Source organism: Paenibacillus sp. LRG-1, assembly GCF_057220305.1.
The window spans coordinates 1,243,765-1,264,096 of record NZ_CM170126.1; the positions used below are offsets into that span (position 1 = coordinate 1,243,765).

Consider the following 20,332-nt stretch of genomic DNA (forward strand, 5'->3'; position numbering starts at 1 on the left):
TTTACTGCTTATTTAGTAGCTTTTTGTCGAACGCTGACAGACCCATTTAACAGTAAAAAACTTTAAAAATAATGATTGAAAACGCTTCCTTTTGTGTATATACTCTTACTACATCACAGAGACAGCAGCTTAGAAAGCATCAGGGGATAAGCAAAAACGACCTCATGCGTATGCACAAGGTCGTTGCTGTTATCCCGTTTTGAAAGACTGATTTGATGTCTTACTTTACTTTGACTGGAGCTGGATATTTTTTACCCAGCGTATCCACAGTGACTTTTTTCATCGTAGCCGGTTTGATCGGTTTGTCATTGCTATCTCGTTTGGAATTGACGATAGCATCGACCACATCCAACCCGGACGTTACTTTACCGAAAGCGGCATATTGACCGTCGAGGTAGTCCGCATCGGCAACCATGATGAAAAATTGCGATCCGGCCGAATCCAGATCCGCTGAGCGGGCCATGGATAATACGCCACGTGTATGTTTGAGTGTATTGTTAACACCATTGCTCTTGAATTCGCCTTTGATACTGTAGCCGGGGCCACCTGTACCGTTACCTTGCGGATCACCACCCTGAATCATAAAGCCTGGGATGACACGGTGGAAAATGGTACCGTTATAGGCTCCCTTTTGCACCAAAGAAATGAAGTTGTTAACCGTGTTCGGTGCTACTTCCGGATACAGCTCAAGCTTAATTTTCTTGCCATCATTCATGACAATCGTGACAATCGGATGGGAAACAGCCTTGCTTTTGTCTTTAGTCGCAGCAGGAGTTGTAGTGCTTGTCCGGCTGGCAGCTTCCACATCGGCCGCTTTTGTGCCGCATCCAGCAACCAGCACGAGCATGATGGCCAGCAGGCACAGCGTGTACCATGGGCGTATCGTTTTTCGGTTCATTGATATTCCTCCTGAAAGGTTGGATGGTGTAACATCCTAAATTATAGTTTGGGGGCAGCGCAGAACACTTTTCCATTTTCTATCATACCTTTTTTGCTGGGGATAAGGAAATACGGGTTTGAAAGCCGTATTCTTGACCCATACTGCTGCTATTCCCAAGGAAAGGGGCAGGATCATGATGGAGGTAGACAAAAAGCTGGCGAAAGGTCTCATATGGGGTATGGCGTTCAGTCTGCCGGTTTGGGTAGGGGTGCTGTACTCAGTACAACATATTCGTGACTGGCTATAACATAAAGCGTAAAGATAGGCCAAAACCGTTGTGGTTTTGGCTTATTTATATTTGTGCCAGTCCAAATTGCTGTTATTCAGTAGATGCTCGAAGTTGTTATCCAGCTTCTTCTGTTCAGCTTTTTTTGCTTCGACGGCACGCTGCCGTTCGTCTTCTTTACGCTTGTCCTGTTCTGCTTGGGCTTCATTGGCTTGAGCCTTAAGCTTATTCAGCACATCCTGACTCAACAGATCTTTTAACGTAGCAGGTTTGTCCTGAGCCGCAGGAGCAGGGGAAGACGAATTTCTCTTCTTAGCCATGTCATCATCTCCATTCCATTCGATTATATCAGCTTCTGCACGGTTGTTCCACGATTGAAGGATGAGCTGGGCGGTAGACTTTTCTAATTTAGAGGGTAATAATGGAATGAGCAGAAGGGACGTGTGGCATCATGCATCTATATTGGAAGCGAAACCTGGTCATTTTGTGGATTGGAGTATTGTTTTGCAGCATGGCCTATTCCGTGTCTATTCCGTTTTTACCTATTTTTCTGAATACGGAAATGGGCGTAAATGATCATCTGGAACTGTGGTCGGGGATTGCCTTTGGAGTCACTTTTTTAGCCAGCGCGCTGATTGCCCCATTTTGGGGTTCGCTTGCAGATAAGTATGGACGTAAGCCGATGTTGATTCGTTCAGGCTTTAGCCTGGCGGTGTTGTACCTGATATGTGCTTTTGTGACAGATCCGTATGTGTTCGTAGGAGTACGGTTGTTTCAAGGCCTTCTATCCGGGTTTATTCCTGCTGCGATTGCGCTGGTCGGAACGGGCTCGCCTGAGGAGAAAACCGGCTATGCACTCGGTATTATGGCGACCGCTGGGGCGACAGGCAGCATTATAGGTCCGCTGATTGGCGGTGTAGTGAGCCATTATTATGGCAATCGAAATGCCTTTTTTTTCTCTGCAGCTCTTGTGCTGGTATCTGCGTTAATCGCGACTTTTGGCGCTAGAGAGGACAGCTTCAAGGGAACCAGTACCCGCTCGCATGTTCGTGATGATATCAAGGAGGCTATTGCTAATCGGCCTTTGTGCTTTTTGCTTATTCTGGCGGGATTAAGTACCTTTTCCGTCATGATATTGGAACCGTTAATTACGGTATATGTGCTTGAAATGGGAGTTGACCGTAGTCGGGCGTCTTTAAGTTCCGGGATTGTATTCTCAGCCGTTGGTATTGCGGCGGTGCTCATGGCTCCCCGATGGGGACGGATTGGAGGCCGGACCGGATTTGCACACGTGCTGCTGATTGGACTGATCGGTTCGGGAATCGGGAACATCTTACAATTTTTTGTAACCAACTTTGTTGGTTTTGGTGCGCTTCGGTTTGGATATGGATTGTTTTATGCGTCCGTCATGCCGGCTATCAACGCAATGACTGTGGAGGTCACCAAGCCGGAGTTTCGCGGACGAGCCTTTAGCTTGAGCCAATCAGCTACTCAACTCGCGACCATGGCGGGGCCGTTGATTGGCGGTATGCTTGGCAGCTGGATGCCAATCCGCTGGATCTTTGTGTTAAACGGTGGCATACTGCTGCTTGCAGCGTTGTTGCTATGGGCGAAGGGAAAAAACGTGTTCCCGGTTTCAGCCAGGAAGAACGTAACGGATCAGGATATTCATTCTGCCGGATAAGCGAATCACACAGGATTGTCTAAGAGGACAACCTTAGAGCTCATAGAGCAGGTCTTTTTTTGTGCTATTAGATAATTATCCCAAACCTTTACTTTTAGTATACTTATTCATAACCCTCTACACTGATAATATGACAAGGAGGGATATATTATGATAAGAGACGACATTTTGCGTCAACAGCTTGAGAAAGCTCGTCAAAAGCTGTATATTTTGCAAGCAAAACATGGCTTTAATCATGCCAGTGTGCTCAGACAGTCTGTAATTATGGATAACCTCATCAATCAATATAACCACCTTTTTTATATAAAAGAAAAAAAGCCGACTGCATAAATGCAACCGACTGGGCGAGAAACTTTTGGTGAGGTCACTCGCCCTTGTACTGTAGCGCTAATACCTATACAACGATGCTTATCTTAACTTTTATAACTAGTGTGCAATCTATCATTTTAGGTACGGTTCGTTTGATGAGCACTCAGTAGGACACCTATAATGACGACCAAACCACCAATGATTTGGCGCCATGTAATCGTTTCTTGCAAAAGCAACACAGAAAATAAGACTCCAAATATCGGAACCAAATTCATCAGAGAAACGGAACTGCTCGGTGACAGCTTGATTAATCCGTAATTGTAAAGCAAAAATGCGATAACGGAGCAGAATACGCCCAGATATACTAACAACATAAACGATCCTGTTGTCGGAGCCTGCCAACTATCCTTTTCTAATAGAGCCAACGGTATAAAAAAGATACTTCCTGCAACAGTTTGATAAAAAGATAACGTCACAGGCGGATATTTGTCCACTACCTTGCGCGTCATGAAAGTGTAAAACGCCCACGCAAAACCCGTTCCAATCAATATTAAATTTCCGATTAGTTGATTCTTACTATCCGAGCTTTCGCCAACTGAAGTCAAGAAATATACCCCGATCATGGCCAATGCTATACCGCAAATTTTATATTTGGATATTTTCACTTTATACAAAATAAGTTCAAGCAGCGATGTAATTGCGGGATATGATGCAACAATTAATGCTGCGTTGGAAGCGGTAGTCAAGCTAACCCCTATATTCTCCATTGAAAAATAGAGAGTGATTCCCAAAACACCACTAAACGAAATCGTAACCAAATCTTTTGGCTTTACTTTGATATGTTCTTTTTTAATCAGCAAAACGATGCCTAGCACAACGGAAGCTATAATAAATCTGGATAGACCCAAGGTAAGAGGGGGGAACGTCGTGTAGGCTGCTTTGGTGGCAATAAACGATGTACTCCAGATCAATAGGGCCAGAATCGTAGAACCGTAGTAAATCCGGCTGCTTTCGCTGTGATGAGCTATGACTTTGTTCAAGTTAAATCCTCCCTGAGGTAATCCCCTGTGAAATGATAATAGTAGCTACTAAAGTGACTACTATAAAAACGTTACTAAAAAGATAGTGTGTATATCAGTTTTTGTCAAGGGGAAGTGATATAGTAAGGATGAACACGAATTGAGGAGAAGACGTCATGAAACCAAAACCAAATATATTAGAAATTCTACGGGATTTGAATTTTAGTGAATATGAAGCTAAGGCTTATGTGACCTTATTGGAAAGCTCTCCACTTTCGGGATACGCCGTTTCATTGAATTCCGGGGTACCGAGATCCAAAATTTACGAGGTTTTGTCTGGAATGGTCAACCGTGGGGATATCATGGTCAGTCAAGAAAATACGCCTCTGTATGTGCCGCTCCCGCCACATGAATTGATTGCCCAGAGAAAACGCAAAGCAGAGCAGATTTTCAATGTGGCGCAAGAGAGTTTGGAGCAGTACACAGCATCATTTCAAAATAGAGAGAATATTTGGAATATCTCGGGGTATGAAGCCATTATCAATCGCATAAATGAAGGGGTAAAGGGAGCAAAACACCGAATTTTATTGGAAATTTGGAAAGAGGATGCCGAGGTGTTCCGAGATGCCTTAGAGCAAGTCGCTCAGCAAGGAATTGAAGTGATCATTGTAGCGTATGGGGAGCTTAATTTTGATTTCGCTACTGTTTACCGCCATGATATGAGTGAGGAGATTACGTCTGAAATTGGTGGTCGGTGGATTGTACTTAGCGTAGACGACCGGGAGGTCGTAGCTGGCATACTTTCACTTGGTGATGACAGCCGCGCTGCATGGACGTTGCATCCGGGTCTGGTGATGCCGATTACAGAAGTGATTATTCATGATATTTATATCATGGAGATCCTATATGAGTTCCGTGAACAATTAGAGGCGAAATTCGGCCCTAATCTAATTCATCTTCGCAATAAATTTGCTATGGGTCCGAATGGCAAAGGATATTATGTTCCTTTGACTGAAAAAAGCATTAAACGTGTATAGAGATTGTCTGAGTTCCGATGTGCAAAAATAAACAGGCCCATGGAGTGTTATTCCATGAGCCTAATTTTATTGGATGTTGTGTTCAATTATTTTACGGTTACAATCACACGTTGATAATGCTTTAAAGGATGTTTTCCATTGTCCTGTACTTCTGCAATGATATGAAGCGTATTCCCTGACTTAGCATCTGCAGGAACTGTGAAACTAACTGCATTCGTATCACTACCTTGCAAGTCAATCGTGTTTACTTTCTCGCCTTTAGCTACTTCTCGATGAAGCCCAAGCTGCATTTCCCCCAGCAATTCAGGTTTAACTTGTGCTGGTTTTACTTTAGAATCCTCATACGTGTCTGCTTCAAAATATCTCCACCATTTATAGGTCAATTGATTACCGTCGGGATCTGAACCTTCTGCATGCAGGGTTATTTTCTCCCCTGGACTAGCGGTTAGGTCTAATCCTTCTTTAATGGTCAACGTTGGATTGTGGTTGGCATCTTTGTAGTCGGATGCAATAGCCCAATCTGCACGAGCAGCAAAGTCATTTTGAATATCATCAAACCAACGCATCAGAGAATACTCTGCTTCGAATTTTTTCGTATGCACATCATAATCTAACACGGTATTTCTAAATAATTTATCGTTAACGACACCGAAACGACCTCCCCAGCCACCATAGGTTGGGTTTTCCATACTCCGCAATCCGTTATCAATTAAATAGAAGAAGGATGGAGAATCACCTTCAGAAATAAAGTCATACTTGTCGTATTGTGGATTTTTCTTTAAGTAGGCTTCACTGCCTCTTTGTTCTTCATCCAACTCGCCTTTGATGATATTGCCATCGCCCATCAAGGCATACATATTGAGCAACTTGCCATGACCATCTTTAATATTTTTGAAGTTCCATTCCCCGTGCAACTTGCTGTTTACTTCTTCTGTGTGCATTTTCCAAGCATAAGCGAAATGCCAGAAGTTAGATTGATCATTAATAATTCTGATGTCAGGCCAATTTTTAGCGATGTAATTATTGTAGCTATCGTCCTGGTCCAGAATGATGTACAGTACGAGTTTATCACTTACTTTTTTTCGAATCGTTTCCCATTGATCTGTATTTTTATATTCGTCTTCAATGGACTTTAAAGCTCTGGCCGTGGTATTGGTTCCACCCCAAGTTTGTACGTACAAATCTCTTTTGTCATCGTCCAGGAAAAGTGTTTTAAGGAAATTGGAGCCTTCCGTTTCTTTGTCCATTTCACCTTTATTTGAAATGTTACCTATTTTGGTAACGCTCTTGATATATTCAGGCTTTGGATATCCCTCGGCATGTTTGATTAAGTTGGGGTAAATCTCTCCGTAGGCATCAATCATGTCCGTTACCCATTGCGTTCCGGTCCATCTAAATGGCTTGATGCCAGCCTTTTCATCACCTGCATAATGATATACGGAGCTAGTCAGTACAATCCCCGACAAATCCATTTCATTGGAGTAAAGAAGAAAGCGAATGACAGAGTTCATATCATCTACTTCTCCATCGGTAGTGATTACCGTTCTGGCCTTGGTTGCTTTATTTTCTACTTTATTTTCCGTTTGTTTTTCTGTTGGAGCAGCGCTTTCATCCTTCACAACGGCGGGAGCCTTACTACTACAGCCACTGATGATCAAAATACAAATCATGGCTAATAAAAAAATGCTTAACCCTTTTCTTTCTCTCATTTCTGTTCCCCTCTCTGAACGTTCCTATGATGTTTTTTTAGGATTATAACCATGTAGGTATTCTTTTTATTCAAGAATTAGGCATAAAAAAAACCTAAACATATATATGCCTCAACAAAAGTCGAGCATACATACATTTAGGTTTTGCCTGCATGATCAGTCACAATCCTGATTCAATTTTACATCATTGTCCGAGAAAATGAAAGCGGTTTATGAATCCCGGCATAAAATTAGTTTTACGCTTTGAATAAACCAGATTCTTTAACTTCAGACAGGAAGTTGTGGAACTCAGGAATGTTCAGCTGTTGCTGAGCATCGGACAAAGCGACTGCCGGGTTCGGGTGAACTTCCACCATGATACCGTCAGCTCCAGCAGCCAGGGCAGCTTTGGCGCAAGGGGCCAGGATGTCCTTGCGTCCTGTGGAGTGAGTCACGTCCACCAATACAGGCAGATGGCTTTCCTTTTTCAAAATCGGAACAGCGGAAATATCCAGCGTGTTACGCGTCCATTTTTCGTACGTACGGATACCGCGTTCAATCAGCATGACTTGCGTGTTACCACGGGAAACGATGTATTCAGCAGCATGAAGGAACTCTTCCATTGTGGCAGCCAGTCCGCGTTTGAGCAGAACCGGAGTTCTGGTTTCACCCGCAGCTTTGAGCAATTCAAAGTTGTGCATGTTGCGCGCGCCAATTTGGATAATGTCGATGTATTGGATCGCTTCCTCCAAATGTCTTGGATCGACGATTTCACTGATTGTAGCCAGCCCGAACTCGTCGCCTACACGTTTGAGAATTTGCAGTCCTTCCACGCCCAGTCCTTGGAAATCGTACGGAGACGTACGTGGTTTGAACGCGCCACCACGAAGAATCGGCACACCGGCTTCCTTGAGAGCCGCACCTACTTCGCGAGTTTGCTGGTAGCTTTCCACCGAGCAGGGACCTGCGACCATAATGGAAGCTTTGCCGCCCACCAGCGTATCTTTAACCTTGATAACTGTGCTATCCGGTTGATTTTTGCGGCTGACGATCAGATGTTTTTTGTGTTCTTCTTTTTGATAGTTCAAAGAAGCCTTGAAAATATTTTTGAACAGCTGGCGAATCGTAGCATCGTCAAAAGGCCCACGGTTAGCCGCGATCAGCTTGTCCAACATTTGTTGCTCACGTACCGGATCAAAGTCAGGTACCCCTTGAGCTTCCTTCAATTTTCCAAGTTGTCCCGCCAGTTCAGCGCGTTGGGACAGCAACTCCAGCAATTGCAAATTTGTAGCATCGAGCTGTTCACGCAGCAGCTCCAAAGAATTTTCATTTGTAGACATACAGTACACCCTTCCCGAATTTAAATTTGTTTTTACTGCTAGCCCATGGACTTTTTTGCAGAAAATAACACAAAAAGGCACTCGTCGCAAGGGACGAATGCCGTGGTACCACCCTAATTACAGAAGTATACATACGAATCGTCAACGTCGTTCAGTCGACGGCAGTAACTTCTGAGCTTGATGCCCGTAACGGGGGCTTCCGGAAACCTCTACTGCGGACAAAGGAATGAATCCTTCTGTCGGTTCAAGGCTCGACTCGGGAGTGAATTTCAACGCGGGATTGCGGTACGCTCTCAGCAATTCGTACCTTTCTGTGGGAATCCGTTAGACGTTTACTTGTCTCCGTCGCTGTCTTTGTTCATGGTATTCAAAAGATTTGACCTTATTTTAAACAAAGTAGGTGCAGAAGGCAAGCCCTGATTATCAGGTTCAGTTTTCGCACCGTTTTGAATCGGTTATAATGTGAACAGCAACGGGCCCCCCTTGCAATCTAAAAGACGTGATGTCCGAGGAGGAATTATGAGCAAAATCAGAGTATCGGCGGTTCAATATCATCTGCATACGATTGACTCATTCGAGCAATTTGCCCTGCAATCGGAGCATTATATCAAAACAGCGGAGGAATTTGGCGCGGAATTTGTTCTGTTTCCCGAGTTTTTTACGACCCAGCTTATGTCGATTGGTGATAGTGAAGGCAAAGCTCTGACGATCAACTACCTGCCGGATTTTACGGACCGGTACCTTGAATTATTCACTTCGTTCGCACGTCGAACCGGGATGCATATTATCGGTGGCACTCATGTAGTTAGGAGAAACGAACGTTTATATAATACGGCACATTTGTTTTACCCGGACGGGCGTGTGGCCACTCAGGACAAAATTCACATTACACCGACAGAGGTGCATGAATGGAATATGGCTCCCGGTGAGGGGCTGAATGTGTTTGAGACGTCCAAGGGCACCATAGCGATGCTGACCTGCTATGATATTGAATTTCCCGAAATCGTTCGCATGGCGAAGGCCAAGGGAGCAGATATTATTTTCTGTCCTTCCTGTACGGACGATCGTCACGGATTTTACCGGGTACGATATACAAGCCACGCCAGAGCGGTTGAAAATCAGGTGTATGTCGTTTTAACGGGAACTGTCGGCGCTTTGCCTACGGTTGATTTTATGCGTGCCAATTATGGACAAGCCGCAGTCATTACACCCAATGACATTCCTTTTCCGCCACGCGGCATTATGGTGGAGGGTGAACTGAACAACGATATGATTGTGACAGCAGATCTCGATTTGCAGCTGTTGTACGATGTGCGCGAGCGGGGCTCGGTTACAACCTGGCGTGACCGTAGAACAGATTTATACACAGACTGGAGCTAATGAAAGGAAATAAGCCATGTATCGCAAAGAATGGTTCATCTTTGACGGCGATCGGCCGCTACGGGCGGTGATTCGTAATTATTCTACAGCCGATTATGAGGGATTGCTGCGTATTCAGCAGGAGAGCTTCCCCCCACCTTATCCGCAGGAGCTGTTATGGAGCCGGGAGCAGATTGCTAGCCAGACAGAGCATTTTGCAGATGGAGCGCTGTGTGTGGAAATTGAGGGGGAACTGGCGGGTTCGGTAACCAGCCTACTGATGCATTATAACCCCGAACATCCCCAGCATACATGGGAGGAAGTAGCAGATGACGGTTATATTCGTACGCACTGTGAGGACGGCAAGGCGCTGTATGTGATTGATTTGGCGGTACGTCCTGCTTACCGCAGATTGGGTCTGGGCAAATGGCTGATTTTTTCCTTATATCATCTTGTGATTGAACGGAGACTGGATCGTTTGCTGGGCGCGGGGCGTATGCCTAGTTATCAGCATCATGCCGACCAATTGAGCGCAGAAGCGTATGTGGATGCCGTAGTGTCTGGTGAGCTGAAGGACCCGGTATTAACTTTTCTGCTTCGTTGCGGACGGGTGCCTGTTTGTATCCTGCCGAATTATTTGGATGATGAACAATCGCGTAATTATGCTGCCCTCATGGAATGGCGAAATCCGTTTCATACCCATCACTAATTGTAGAGGAGCGTGTCCTATCCTATGGAATATCATCGCATTACTCATATTGAAGACCCCTTGTTTGCGAGCATGCATCAACTAATGCAGGAAGTATTTCCACCAGAGGAAGTGCTGGAGTACAGTCTGTGGAAGGAACCGCTGGAAGACCCGGGTATTCGTGTCTTTGTTGCGGTACAGGATGATAAGGTAGTTGGTGCAACAGAGTATCGTTATTATGAGGACTTTAATGTAGCTATGACAGATTTTACGATCATCGGACAACCGGGACTGGGCATTGGCCGTTTTCTTTGGACACGACGCCAGAATGACTTGCACGCGCTTGCTCAGGCCAGCGGACAGCAGTTACAGGGGATGTTTGCTGAAATCTATGACCCTTACCGTGGCAACGAGCATTCCTTTGGTGGTGTCAAGCCAATGGACCCGTACGTGCGACGTGAGGTGCTATCTCATCTGGGCTATAAGCGTTTGGATCTGGACTACGTACATCCGTCCTGGAATAACGATGGTGTAGCAGTAGAAGGGCTGAATTTAGGCTTTATGCCTGAGGATGATAGCGTGGAAGAAGTGAGCGCCAAATTGGTGGCAGCTTTTATACGTCGGTACTATACAGTATTGCCGAACAAGCCTGCTGTCTGGAACGAAATGGTAGATGGATTGGAAGCTAAATCGACAGTAGCATTGCTGCCATTGTAAACATATGAAGTACAAAAAGGGTGCACTCAAGCCATGTATCATCTGCGTGGCTTAGGTTGCACCCTTTTTGCATTCTCTAATTGACCCTTTCATTTTCCTTGATCCCTGGGTTCGGGCTTCGCAGATGCGACTCCTCGTGGGTTATCTTCGGCCGAAATATCATCTGTAGTTGTCTTGTCCGCGGTCCTACGTTCGTCTGCTTCCACAGGATTCAAGGTTTTGTAGCGCTTATACTCCATATCGGCCTGAGACATCGGATCTTTATACATAGGAGATCAGTCAACTCCTTTCTGTTATACACTTCATTACCCGCACAGCAGAATGGGTAACCGTTTTCTTTCACCCGATAAAATGAAGTGGTTAATCCAGCATATCGTCGCTGTCCAGTTGCTCTTCTTCGTCTCCATCCGTACCGTTCAGCAAATCGGTACCATGCAGGAATTCAGCAGGAGCAGAAGGATCGACAGGACTGTTCGGTGTCAGTTCATCGGCATCTGGGACGTCCTCCAGAGGAGTATCCGGCCCTTCCGTCAGATTCTCCCAGTTGGTTTCTGCATTTTGCAGAGAAGGCTCAAAATCATTGTCATGTAGCTCATTAGCTCGATCATCACGATTGGCCATGTTGCTCAGCTCCTTTATTTTTTGTTGCTTATTCCGACCTTACCCAAACAGCAGAACGGCTAAACCTTGAGTTAGTGTGTCTGTAGGAAGTTAAAATCATGCGAATAGGGATATGCCCATTCTCAATTAGCGTTTTTTTGGTAACTGCTGTGATATGATAAAGAAGATAGGGAGGGATATGAATTGGAATGGTACATGTTTGGTCCGATGATTAGTCGTATCCGAGTAGGTCAAAAGGCATCTACCCCGGGATTTTCCCGCACCCTCATTCGGCGCCCGGAAGGCTTATACTGGACAGATGGCGGACAAGCGGGAAAAATAGTAGAAATACGCGATTATTTATTTTCCGATATTTGGACGATCTATGAAGATGAAGATTGTGAACCGTGGTTGGGGCTTAGAGAGCAGAAGGAGCGGCGCGAACAGGAAATGATCATTAATCAATATGAAGATTTTACAAAAAATGAGTAAAAAGAACATGATACCCTTCTTATGAAGAAGGTATGCACATCATCGTATAGAATAATATAATTTCAGGACGTAAAAAATGTTAAAACGTATACAAACTTGTAAATCCTACTATGTAACTTTGAGGTGCTTAACATGAGGCATGTGCCCAAAGCTGTCGCCACCCTGCTAGCGGTCATTGTGTTGCTGTTGTCGCTGGGCCACTCCGCCTATGCGGCCAAAATGACCCCGGAAAGGGATTATAAAATACCCTCCTGGGATATGAGATGGGGAGCGGTAGACGAGGATGGCTCTTTAGATGAGGTAAAGGATCGCAGCAAGGTCTGGATGCATATTGAAGATGATACACAACTGCTTAGGCAGCCCGGTAATATAGGCTCCGCCTGGATTCGTATTAAGTTACCTTCGTTAAATGATGAAACGCCAGCGGTACTATTTGAAAATATTTATGGCAGGCATATTACGCTGTATAAAGATGGGACCAATTTTTACGAATCCTACCGTGGGTACAATTATGAGAATAATCGTATTCTGATTCCGCTGAAGCCGGAAGACAGCGGTAAAACATTATACATATGGACGGAAAGCAGTAAGAATAGACTGGGCATTATCGGCAATGTGATGACCGGTGATTATCGTGATTTATTGGGAACCTTGGTCAGAATGGATGTTTTAGATATTGTACTGGGCAGTACGTTTATCTTTATCGCCCTGGTACTACTGATCTGCTCGTTTTTTCTGTTCCGTCCGAGTATGGCTATGTGGTTGTCCCTAAGTGCGATTGTATTGTCTATTGGTCTGATGATCGTAACGTATTCACCATTCTTGTATACATTCTATCGCGGCTATGGCAAGCTGTACTTACAACTTTTTGATGTGGCACTATTTATTCTGCTACCTTCATTAGCCTACTTTTTTGAGCAAAATATCAATTCGATTATACTGATTCGCAAATTCAGAAAGGTGTTAACCGCCTACTCTTTGTTCTGCTTTACCATGATGATTGTTAATTTAGGAGCACAGGAGCGGTTGAACGATATATATTATTTTTTTAGTGTAGTCATCCTGGGTATATTACTCGTCGCCTTAATGATACTGCTGGTATTTGCTTCGGTTCGCATGGCACTTAAGGGTGATCACGAAGCGATCATTTTATCGACAGGCTTTGCATTTTTTGCAGTCATCTCTATCGGGGAACTGAGCTGGTTCTTTATTCTGGACGGACACTACAATATGTTTTTGTGGAAATGGGGCGTGTTCGGTTTTGTACTGGCGTTGATCGCGATTTTGGGCAGAAGACTGGCAGAAAAGCACAAGCAGGTGGTTCGGTATTCCAGAGAACTCGAGATGTTCAATAATGAGCTTCAACGTTCGGAGAAAATGGAGATTATTAGCGATCTGGCTGCATCTGTAGCTCATGAGGTACGTAATCCCCTTCAGGTTACACGTGGATTTCTTCAGTTGATGAGCAAGCAGGAGGATGGTAAAAACAAAGACTATCTACATATCGCTCTGGAGGAGCTGGATCGAGCTTCCGCGATTATTACTGATTTTTTGACTTTTGCCAAGCCAGAGTTTGACCAAACCAAAACGTTGACCATATTGGACGAATTCAAACATATTGAAGGAATCATCAGTCCAATGGCTAATTTGCAAGGTGGAAAAATTTCACTGGATATTCCCCAGGAAATCAAAGTACGCGGGAATTCCTCCAAGTTCAAGCAGGCGTTCATCAATATTATCAAAAACAGCATTGAAGCGCTGCGAGACCAGGGTCATATTCATATATGGGCTTATGTGGACAACGGAGAAGCTGTCATTCATATTCGGGATAATGGTGAAGGGATGGATGCTCAGACTTTATCCAGACTAGGTGAGCCTTATTTCTCGAATAAGACAAAAGGCACGGGTTTGGGGATGATGGTGACTTTTCGGATTATTGAAACGATGAATGGAAAAATAACTTTTACAAGTGCAAAAGGGGTGGGAACGGAAGCGACCATCCGCTTCCCCGTAGCCGGATAATATCCGGCTTTTTTGCATTCGGAGAAAACGGAGGGAAGCTTGCTGAGCCCACCCACATGAGATTAAGGAATATAGATTAAATAAGCATTAACAACCAATTTACCACATCGAGCGAGGTTTCTGGGATGCAGCGAGTACACCGGAGGGGTCTGGAGGAATTACCAGAAAAAACTGATCAGGCGTTTCCTCTAACGTTTTGATTTGGATATGATCGGGGATCACGACTCCTAACACATCACGAATTGCAGATTTGGGATCTGTCATCAGTTTCTCTCTGAAACTGGCATCCTCCCAAGCTTTTTGAATGACTTGTGTTTGAAGAACTTCAGTAGCCATCAAAAATCACCCTCTCATTCAATTGGTTATATTTACCTAGTCAGTATACCACGAAAGACTCAGAAAAATCTAGCATTATTTCATATTTTTGGAGAGCCAGTAATCAAGTCCGCCTCTTCTCAAATGCGAGCGTCCGCCTTCAATTTCCGCCGCCACTTCGCCCAGCTCCGCTGCGATAGAATGTGCAAAGCTACGTAGGCCGTGGATAGAAGGCTCCAGGGTCTCTAACTGTTGGACTGCTTGATCGGCAATGTTCACATAGTTGGCGAGCGCACCGCGTACATAAATCGCTTCCTGAATCTGTTTGGGTCCCAATCCTTCACAGTAAGCCGTCTTCTGCTCGGCACTGATATGGGACAAAAGACAGTTATAGCTATGTTCGACCAAATCTTCTGACCAATCCGCCCAATCATCCGACATTTGAAGCACGAGTAGCGCCAAGTCCGTCATATCTGTAATGATCTGGATCAGATCGGCACGGCCTGCAAGCAGTAAAGTACCCGTTCCGGCCATTTTTAATGGACTTGCTTTCAGCGCGACCTTATTTCTTTCCCCTTGAAAATAGTCCTCTGTTCCTTCGGATGTCACACTAACGGCCCATTCATCAATATACGTTCGGGCATATGACCAAAAAGGAGAGGTTGCCGGAAAAAGGTCCCGATATACGCTTAGACACTCGGTATAGAATAGCTGGCTTAACGCGAGTTGCGTTTTACGGTTGTCTGCTGCTGTGTCCATCACATCATCTTGAATTAAATAGTGAGCCATGACGAACACGTTGCCAAGTGACAGCTTGCGGCATGTTTCGGGGGGGAGTCCGGTGAGTTCTTGCAGCCAAAATGGAAGCAAATAGCATATGTAATTACGCGTGCTGTCTTCCCTCAACGGATTAAAACGCGCCAGATAGTCCAAACCCTCTTGCTGAAAGGGAGCTGGAAACGTGGACGTCCGTTCCTCCGCTTGACGAAATACTTTTTCCAATTCGTCTTTGTATGCAAAATACCATTCCATCGCTATCACCTGCATCTCTTATGAATATTTTTATAGCGATTTCTAGTTGTTAACCGCCATTATACAACAGATTGCAATTTTCAAGATTTTGTTATTTTTACATTGAGAATGTTGTAAAAAGGATATCGACAAAAATCCCGGCTGGGAAGATCCCGCCGGGATTTTGTTTTTTTAAAATTAGATGATCTCTAAATAGTCAATATAAGCATCCCATGTCCCATCATCGGCTGTTACAACAAGCTCAATCTCTTGATTTCCGGTTCCATGGCTGACATTGTTTAAAGTATAGACCGCAGGACTGCTCCCGCCGAAATAGAAGGTACCCTTCGTTTGTCCACCAATTTTCAAGTCAACTTTGGCCATGTTGGAATTATTTGAAGCACCACGGAGTGAAAAACTATGGGTGCCACTGGTAAAATTCTGTGTGAATTTCACTGAATCATTGTTGGAGTATAAAGCCACTCCGTTGAACGGCGAGCTGATATTTGAAGTGTACTGACCGCCTTTGGTCATATTCTCTGCTTCCACTTTTGTGCCTTTGTTTGGCGGCGTTTCGCCGTTTCCGCCATCAGGCGCTACCGCCCGGCCATTGCTTGGTGAGATCATACCAGAGCAAAGGTTACGGTTTTTGAGGTTCTGTGCAATTTGTGGAATAGCTTGGAGTGTAGTCTGGTACTGATCATGCATCAGGATCACATCGCCGTTTTTAAGTTTGCCCGCAGCAGCTACGATCTGTGCGGTGGAGGCGCCGTTCCAGTCTTGGGAGTCAACGTTCCACAATACTTCGGTAAGACCGTTTTGGGTCTCAATGGATTTGAGGGTTGCGTTGGTCTCGCCATACGGAGGACGGAATAACTTTGGTACCGTGCCAGTAATGGACTGTATCGTTTGCTGCGTGCGTGTAATTTCCGATGACATCTGCGATGTGCTCAGTTGTGTCATATGCGGATGTGACCATGAATGGTTACCGATCCACATGCCTGCTGCTTGCTGGTCACGTACAAGCGAAGGATTATTCTGCACGTTTTGTCCAAGATTAAAGAGCGTCGCCCGTAAACCGTTTTGCTTCAAAGCACTAAGCAGCGATTTGGTGTTAGAGGGATTGGGACCATCGTCGAAGGTTAACGCTACATAACCGCTCGAGCAATCAGCCGCAAGCGCCTGGTTGCTCGAGATCACCAGGGAGCCTGTGAATAAAGACAAGGTGATTGACATAATCGCCGTCCATTTTCCTGCTTTAGCTATAAACATGGATCTACCTCCTAGCTATTTTAATATAGTATGGATGTTCCGATACTCCGAACCGATTCAACTCTTTACTAGATTTGAAATTTTAGTCGATCTCCAAATAGTCAATATAATCATCCCATGTCCCGTCATCGGCTGTTACAACGAGCTCGATCTCTTGGTTTCTGGTGCCATTATTGCCGCCAATCGTAATTGTATTACTAGTTACATTGGCACTCCGACTGCTTTGGTATCCCTCTACAGTAAGTAAAAATTCATACATCTTGTCCATGTCTTCCCACTTTTTGAAGTGCTCGCTGACCGATATGGTTTTGCTCGTGCGTTTGGATGTCCATAAAAATAACCTTATTTTTTTGTTTCATTGGACTTTCCTCCTGAGCCTCACTATGATGCAGTGCATTCTGTAGTAGCTTGATGCAACATGTCTTTCCAAAAATCAAATTGTAAACGTTTACAATTTGATTTTATCATATTTTCCTTAATATATAACTTGAAAAATTTCAAGTTATATTGTAGAAAGTATAGTTATTCATTCTTGCTCACTCTACAGGATAGGGTTCCCAAGGAGCGCGTGTAGATCGAAGGTTGGGTGTAATTGTGATAGCAATGTTCATAATTTCTTTTTCCCGTCTTATGGTTACTTAACAGGCGAAAATATGAATAAAAATAGCGGGAAAAGAAAATATTATTTTAAAAAGGATGAAAGAAGGGTCTGCAACATGAAAAAACAATGGAAATTGACCGCTGCTATTCTGTATGGAGGAGTGATGATGTATGGCACTGCGGGTGCAGCTGGAGCTTCCGGGACGGAACCGAGTAATTCGTTGCAAACTCTCACTCCCAACGACTCTATCCAAGGGGCAGCCCGCCAATGGAATGCTGAACCACAGGACGACCACGGGCATGGGCATGTTCACAGACATAGACACGGCAAACGGCCTGGCGGCTTGAATCACCATCTCAACGAGAAAGTAGCCAAGCTGCTGGGCATCACTCCTGTCCAATTAGAGAAAGAACTGGGACAAGGGAAGTCATTGGCCGAGGTTGCTAAAAGCAAAGGCATCCAAGAAGACCAGCTCATTGATAAATTGAAGAATGAAATGACCGTGGATTTGAAACGGCTTGTGAACCGTAAAGGCCCGATTACATTCGATCGTAAGTCCGGGGCTTCGAATGAAGCTCAATTAAAACATGAGGCAGGGACGCCCTCAACCTCGACTAACGAAAACTAAATGTATCTTTTTGCACTAAAAAACCTTGAGAATGGCGGTCCTCAAGGTTTCCATATTCACCGGGCGGTCCGCATCGGATTCCTGCTCTCGCAGGGCACCTTGGTCTGGCACAGTCCGCAGCCGGCACCTGATTTGGCCTCGCCGCCGTTTAGAACCGCAAAGTCCCGTGATGCCTGGCCGTACACAAATTTCATGCAGGCAATCTTGTCATGTCCGCCTTCCTTGCTGATGGCTTGCACAGGGCAGCGGGTAATGCACACACCGCAGATGCCCTTGCTACACAGCAGGCAGTTTCCGGTATGGCCTGTGACTGAAGATGCTCTGGCATCAGGCGGCACCTTGAGATCGGTCACCACGGACAGCAGGCGGATGGCAATTCCTTTTTCGGTGATGAAGCCGTCGTTGATACTGAAGGTGCCAAGACCCGCAGCATATGCAATGTGGCGCTCCGACCAGTTGGAGATCGGCCCCCCTGTGGCACCATAGATGCTGTACCAATCCGTATCCAGCGGTGCAACTGCACGGTAACCAAGGCCTGTTAAGTATCCCGCCAAATGCCGCCTTGCAGACTGTACAAAATATTCATCGCCAAAGGTCCGCAGCAGCGCCCATTCCCTTGAGGCTCTATCTTTTTGCGCACGATTAGCCTTGCGGATCGTCTCGCTGATCGGCAGCACAACGCTGATAACGGTACCTCCATCAAAACTCCCCATTCCAAAGGAACGTTCAAATGCTTCCTGCGGCGTGGCGTGGTCGGGCCCGACCACTCTTTTGTACTCCTCAAACAAAGGATCATTGCCCGCGGCAAATTGAATAATCGGCTCCTCGTAATAAGGACTCTGTAGTTCTTCACAAACATTGCCTTTGTCTTCGCTCACATAGGTTTTCATCTCGGCTACGATGTTTTCTCTCATATCCGGTACGGATTCAACCATCCTATCCACATCCCTCTCCGTGGTTATTGTTCACAGCAAAGCTTCCTTTCAGAAGTCTTGTGGCGGGCTAACATATATTACTGACCAGCCTTGATACCGCGAAACATTTCTTTTTTTCGTGTATATACACGAATTGAGTAACACTTCATGTATGAGTAGGCGGCTAATCACAAACCCAAATGTTCAATTTTGGATAAGAGTGAGGTCAGTATCTGCAGATTCCCGTTTCCCAATGACTCCTGCAAAAAACGTTGCGCCTCCTCCCAAAGCTCTGCTGCGTCGTTGTATACCGTTCTTCCACTCTCCGTCAGAGTAAGGCAGCGGTTGCGACTGCCCTCAGCAGATGTATCCTCCACATATCCGCTATGCTCCAGCGCCTTCAAATTGCGCACAATCGTTGTCCGGTCGAGCCGCATCTCCAGCGCCAATTCGCTTACACTTGCCGGTCCCAGCGCAGTTAAGTGTTTGAGCAGCGAGAATTGGCTAATATTGAGTCCGCTCGGGGCCAGATACCGGTCATACAGTCCCGTAACAGCCATCGAGGAACGGCGCAGATTAATGCAGGTACAGACTGAGGCTGGTTGCTCCTGCGAAGATTTCTTATTCTTCCTTGTCGTTGTCATAAGTTCCCCATTCTTTGTACTGTTTCGTGTATCTACACTATCTCAAAAAATAACAGGTTTTGTCAGAGATGTTTGTCACAGCAGTCAGCTCTGTCGGTCTATCATGATTTATCCCCTGTAGTCCTTCCTACTAATGAAAAGTTTAAATAACCAGTCGCACGAAATCAACCGGCGACTGGTTATTTAGCTTTGCTAGAATATGAGTTGAGCGATACCTATAATAGCTTTTTAAGCTGGGAAATACGCCCTTGGGATACGCCGAGCCATTCAGCATATTCGCCTTGCTTGGCTGTTGGATGCTCGCGCATGAGTTTTCTTAGATTTTCAACTAAATGTTGTGAAGACGACCGATGGTTACTTTTTTCTTTGTATGCAGGTTTCTTTACGACAGGAACAGGTAATTGACTCACACCTATGTTTCCCTTCAGATCATTTATGCATTTTTTACACAAAAATGAATCCCTGAAATAGCTTAAATCCTGAACCGAATAACATAAGTGACAGCAGACTCCAATATACTTCCGCATACTCAATAATCCTGTTTCAACATCTAAATAAAATTCTAAAGACTCACCAGCTTGAATACCCATAGAGGTTCGCAACTCCTTAGGGATAACAATCCGGCCTAACGTATCCAAGGGACGTGTCATACCTGTATTTTTCAAATGAGCTTCTCCTTCCATTGTCCAACATCCAATGATCTCCTAATAAAAATATAAAAATCAATAAAGTAAAAGCATTTATGTTTGTTCCAAAAGATGGTATTATCGTGAAGGAAAATCAATAATTATACTATTAGTTTCCAAACTATATTGTTTATTGAAAT

General features: G+C 44.9%; 21 protein-coding genes, 1 pseudogene and 1 other annotated feature. Of the genes and pseudogenes, 9 read left to right on the plus strand and 13 right to left on the minus strand.

The window, feature by feature from the left end:
* Positions 1-220: 220 nt before the first annotated feature.
* On the minus strand, positions 221-898 hold the full coding sequence (locus tag ACUUJN_RS05510; RefSeq protein WP_023987315.1) for a peptidylprolyl isomerase: 678 nt from the start codon (positions 896-898) through the stop codon (positions 221-223).
* 330 nt (positions 899-1,228) lie between these two features.
* Positions 1,229-1,486 carry a YqkE family protein gene (locus ACUUJN_RS05515; RefSeq protein ID WP_023987317.1) on the minus strand — a complete coding sequence of 86 codons (258 nt, stop codon included), beginning with the start codon at positions 1,484-1,486 and terminating at the stop codon, positions 1,229-1,231.
* Between the two features lie 131 nt (positions 1,487-1,617).
* Between ACUUJN_RS05515 and ACUUJN_RS05520 the strand changes: the two genes are divergently transcribed.
* Both ACUUJN_RS05520 and ACUUJN_RS05525 read left to right on the plus strand, forming a co-directional pair.
* A complete protein-coding gene (locus ACUUJN_RS05520) occupies positions 1,618-2,850 on the plus strand; it encodes an MFS transporter (RefSeq protein WP_023987318.1) in 1,233 nt (410 codons plus the stop codon).
* A gap of 150 nt (positions 2,851-3,000) precedes the next feature.
* A complete protein-coding gene (locus ACUUJN_RS05525; RefSeq protein WP_025723205.1) occupies positions 3,001-3,180 on the plus strand; it encodes an aspartyl-phosphate phosphatase Spo0E family protein in 180 nt (59 codons plus the stop codon).
* Positions 3,181-3,296: 116 nt separating this feature from the next.
* On the opposite strand, the gene ACUUJN_RS05530 is transcribed toward ACUUJN_RS05525, so the two are convergent.
* Positions 3,297-4,199, minus strand: coding sequence for a DMT family transporter (locus ACUUJN_RS05530; RefSeq protein WP_023987320.1), 903 nt, complete (start codon positions 4,197-4,199; stop codon positions 3,297-3,299).
* Positions 4,200-4,354: 155 nt separating this feature from the next.
* On the opposite strand from ACUUJN_RS05530, the gene ACUUJN_RS05535 reads away from it, so the two are divergent.
* Positions 4,355-5,215, plus strand: coding sequence for a TrmB family transcriptional regulator (locus ACUUJN_RS05535; RefSeq protein WP_023987321.1), 861 nt, complete (start codon positions 4,355-4,357; stop codon positions 5,213-5,215).
* Positions 5,216-5,301: 86 nt separating this feature from the next.
* Here the strand turns inward: ACUUJN_RS05535 and ACUUJN_RS05540 are convergent, their stop codons facing one another.
* Positions 5,302-6,924, minus strand: a complete 1,623-nt coding sequence (locus ACUUJN_RS05540) for a DUF1593 domain-containing protein (protein WP_071559094.1) — start codon at positions 6,922-6,924, stop codon at positions 5,302-5,304.
* Between the two features lie 236 nt (positions 6,925-7,160).
* Positions 7,161-8,243, minus strand: a complete 1,083-nt coding sequence (locus ACUUJN_RS05545; RefSeq protein WP_013309063.1) for a bifunctional 3-deoxy-7-phosphoheptulonate synthase/chorismate mutase — start codon at positions 8,241-8,243, stop codon at positions 7,161-7,163.
* Positions 8,244-8,329: 86 nt separating this feature from the next.
* Positions 8,330-8,601: a binding site (T-box leader), on the minus strand.
* Between the two features lie 161 nt (positions 8,602-8,762).
* On the opposite strand from ACUUJN_RS05545, the gene ACUUJN_RS05550 reads away from it, so the two are divergent.
* Genes ACUUJN_RS05550 through ACUUJN_RS05560 form a run of 3 tightly spaced genes read left to right on the plus strand, consistent with a single transcriptional unit; the run spans position 8,763 to position 11,007 of the window.
* Positions 8,763-9,623, plus strand: a complete 861-nt coding sequence (locus ACUUJN_RS05550) for a carbon-nitrogen hydrolase family protein (protein ID WP_028543188.1) — start codon at positions 8,763-8,765, stop codon at positions 9,621-9,623.
* A gap of 16 nt (positions 9,624-9,639) precedes the next feature.
* Positions 9,640-10,311 (plus strand): GNAT family N-acetyltransferase, encoded by a 672-nt coding sequence (locus tag ACUUJN_RS05555; protein WP_023987324.1) that lies wholly within the window; start codon positions 9,640-9,642, stop codon positions 10,309-10,311.
* A gap of 24 nt (positions 10,312-10,335) precedes the next feature.
* The gene (locus ACUUJN_RS05560; protein WP_053324784.1) at positions 10,336-11,007 is read left to right on the plus strand and encodes a hypothetical protein; all 672 of its coding nucleotides are present in this window, start codon (positions 10,336-10,338) and stop codon (positions 11,005-11,007) included.
* A 360-nt stretch (positions 11,008-11,367) separates the two neighbouring features.
* Here ACUUJN_RS05560 and ACUUJN_RS05565 read toward each other — a convergent pair whose 3' ends face one another.
* Entirely contained in the window at positions 11,368-11,628 is a 261-nt protein-coding gene (locus ACUUJN_RS05565) for a hypothetical protein (protein WP_023987327.1), read from the minus strand.
* A gap of 183 nt (positions 11,629-11,811) precedes the next feature.
* Here ACUUJN_RS05565 and ACUUJN_RS05570 point away from each other — a divergent pair, with 183 nt between their 5' ends.
* Both ACUUJN_RS05570 and ACUUJN_RS05575 read left to right on the plus strand, forming a co-directional pair.
* Positions 11,812-12,099 carry a hypothetical protein gene (locus ACUUJN_RS05570; RefSeq protein WP_023987328.1) on the plus strand — a complete coding sequence of 96 codons (288 nt, stop codon included), beginning with the start codon at positions 11,812-11,814 and terminating at the stop codon, positions 12,097-12,099.
* A 132-nt stretch (positions 12,100-12,231) separates the two neighbouring features.
* Positions 12,232-14,121, plus strand: coding sequence for a sensor histidine kinase (locus ACUUJN_RS05575; protein ID WP_028543185.1), 1,890 nt, complete (start codon positions 12,232-12,234; stop codon positions 14,119-14,121).
* Positions 14,122-14,220: 99 nt separating this feature from the next.
* Here ACUUJN_RS05575 and ACUUJN_RS05580 read toward each other — a convergent pair whose 3' ends face one another.
* From ACUUJN_RS05580 to ACUUJN_RS05595, 4 genes and pseudogenes are all read right to left on the minus strand, one after another.
* On the minus strand, positions 14,221-14,457 hold the full coding sequence (locus ACUUJN_RS05580) for an NHLP leader peptide family RiPP precursor (protein WP_013309068.1): 237 nt from the start codon (positions 14,455-14,457) through the stop codon (positions 14,221-14,223).
* Positions 14,458-14,532: 75 nt separating this feature from the next.
* Entirely contained in the window at positions 14,533-15,468 is a 936-nt protein-coding gene (locus ACUUJN_RS05585; protein ID WP_418027230.1) for a hypothetical protein, read from the minus strand.
* 177 nt (positions 15,469-15,645) lie between these two features.
* Complete coding sequence (locus ACUUJN_RS05590) at positions 15,646-16,719, minus strand: polysaccharide deacetylase family protein (RefSeq protein ID WP_418027232.1); 1,074 nt, start codon at positions 16,717-16,719, stop codon at positions 15,646-15,648.
* Positions 16,720-16,801: 82 nt separating this feature from the next.
* A pseudogene (locus ACUUJN_RS05595) lies at positions 16,802-17,044 on the minus strand (hypothetical protein); the annotation flags it as partial.
* Between the two features lie 391 nt (positions 17,045-17,435).
* Here ACUUJN_RS05595 and ACUUJN_RS05600 point away from each other — a divergent pair.
* Complete coding sequence (locus tag ACUUJN_RS05600; RefSeq protein ID WP_025723192.1) at positions 17,436-17,948, plus strand: hypothetical protein; 513 nt, start codon at positions 17,436-17,438, stop codon at positions 17,946-17,948.
* Between the two features lie 56 nt (positions 17,949-18,004).
* On the opposite strand, the gene ACUUJN_RS05605 is transcribed toward ACUUJN_RS05600, so the two are convergent.
* The 3 genes from ACUUJN_RS05605 to ACUUJN_RS05615 all read right to left on the minus strand — a co-directional run bounded on the left by ACUUJN_RS05605 (position 18,005) and on the right by ACUUJN_RS05615 (position 20,171).
* Positions 18,005-18,883 (minus strand): hypothetical protein, encoded by an 879-nt coding sequence (locus tag ACUUJN_RS05605; RefSeq protein WP_028543180.1) that lies wholly within the window; start codon positions 18,881-18,883, stop codon positions 18,005-18,007.
* 167 nt (positions 18,884-19,050) lie between these two features.
* Positions 19,051-19,506, minus strand: coding sequence for a MarR family winged helix-turn-helix transcriptional regulator (locus ACUUJN_RS05610; RefSeq protein WP_418027234.1), 456 nt, complete (start codon positions 19,504-19,506; stop codon positions 19,051-19,053).
* Positions 19,507-19,721: 215 nt separating this feature from the next.
* Positions 19,722-20,171 (minus strand): AbrB/MazE/SpoVT family DNA-binding domain-containing protein, encoded by a 450-nt coding sequence (locus ACUUJN_RS05615; RefSeq protein ID WP_484669368.1) that lies wholly within the window; start codon positions 20,169-20,171, stop codon positions 19,722-19,724.
* Between the last annotated feature and the right edge of the window lie 161 nt (positions 20,172-20,332).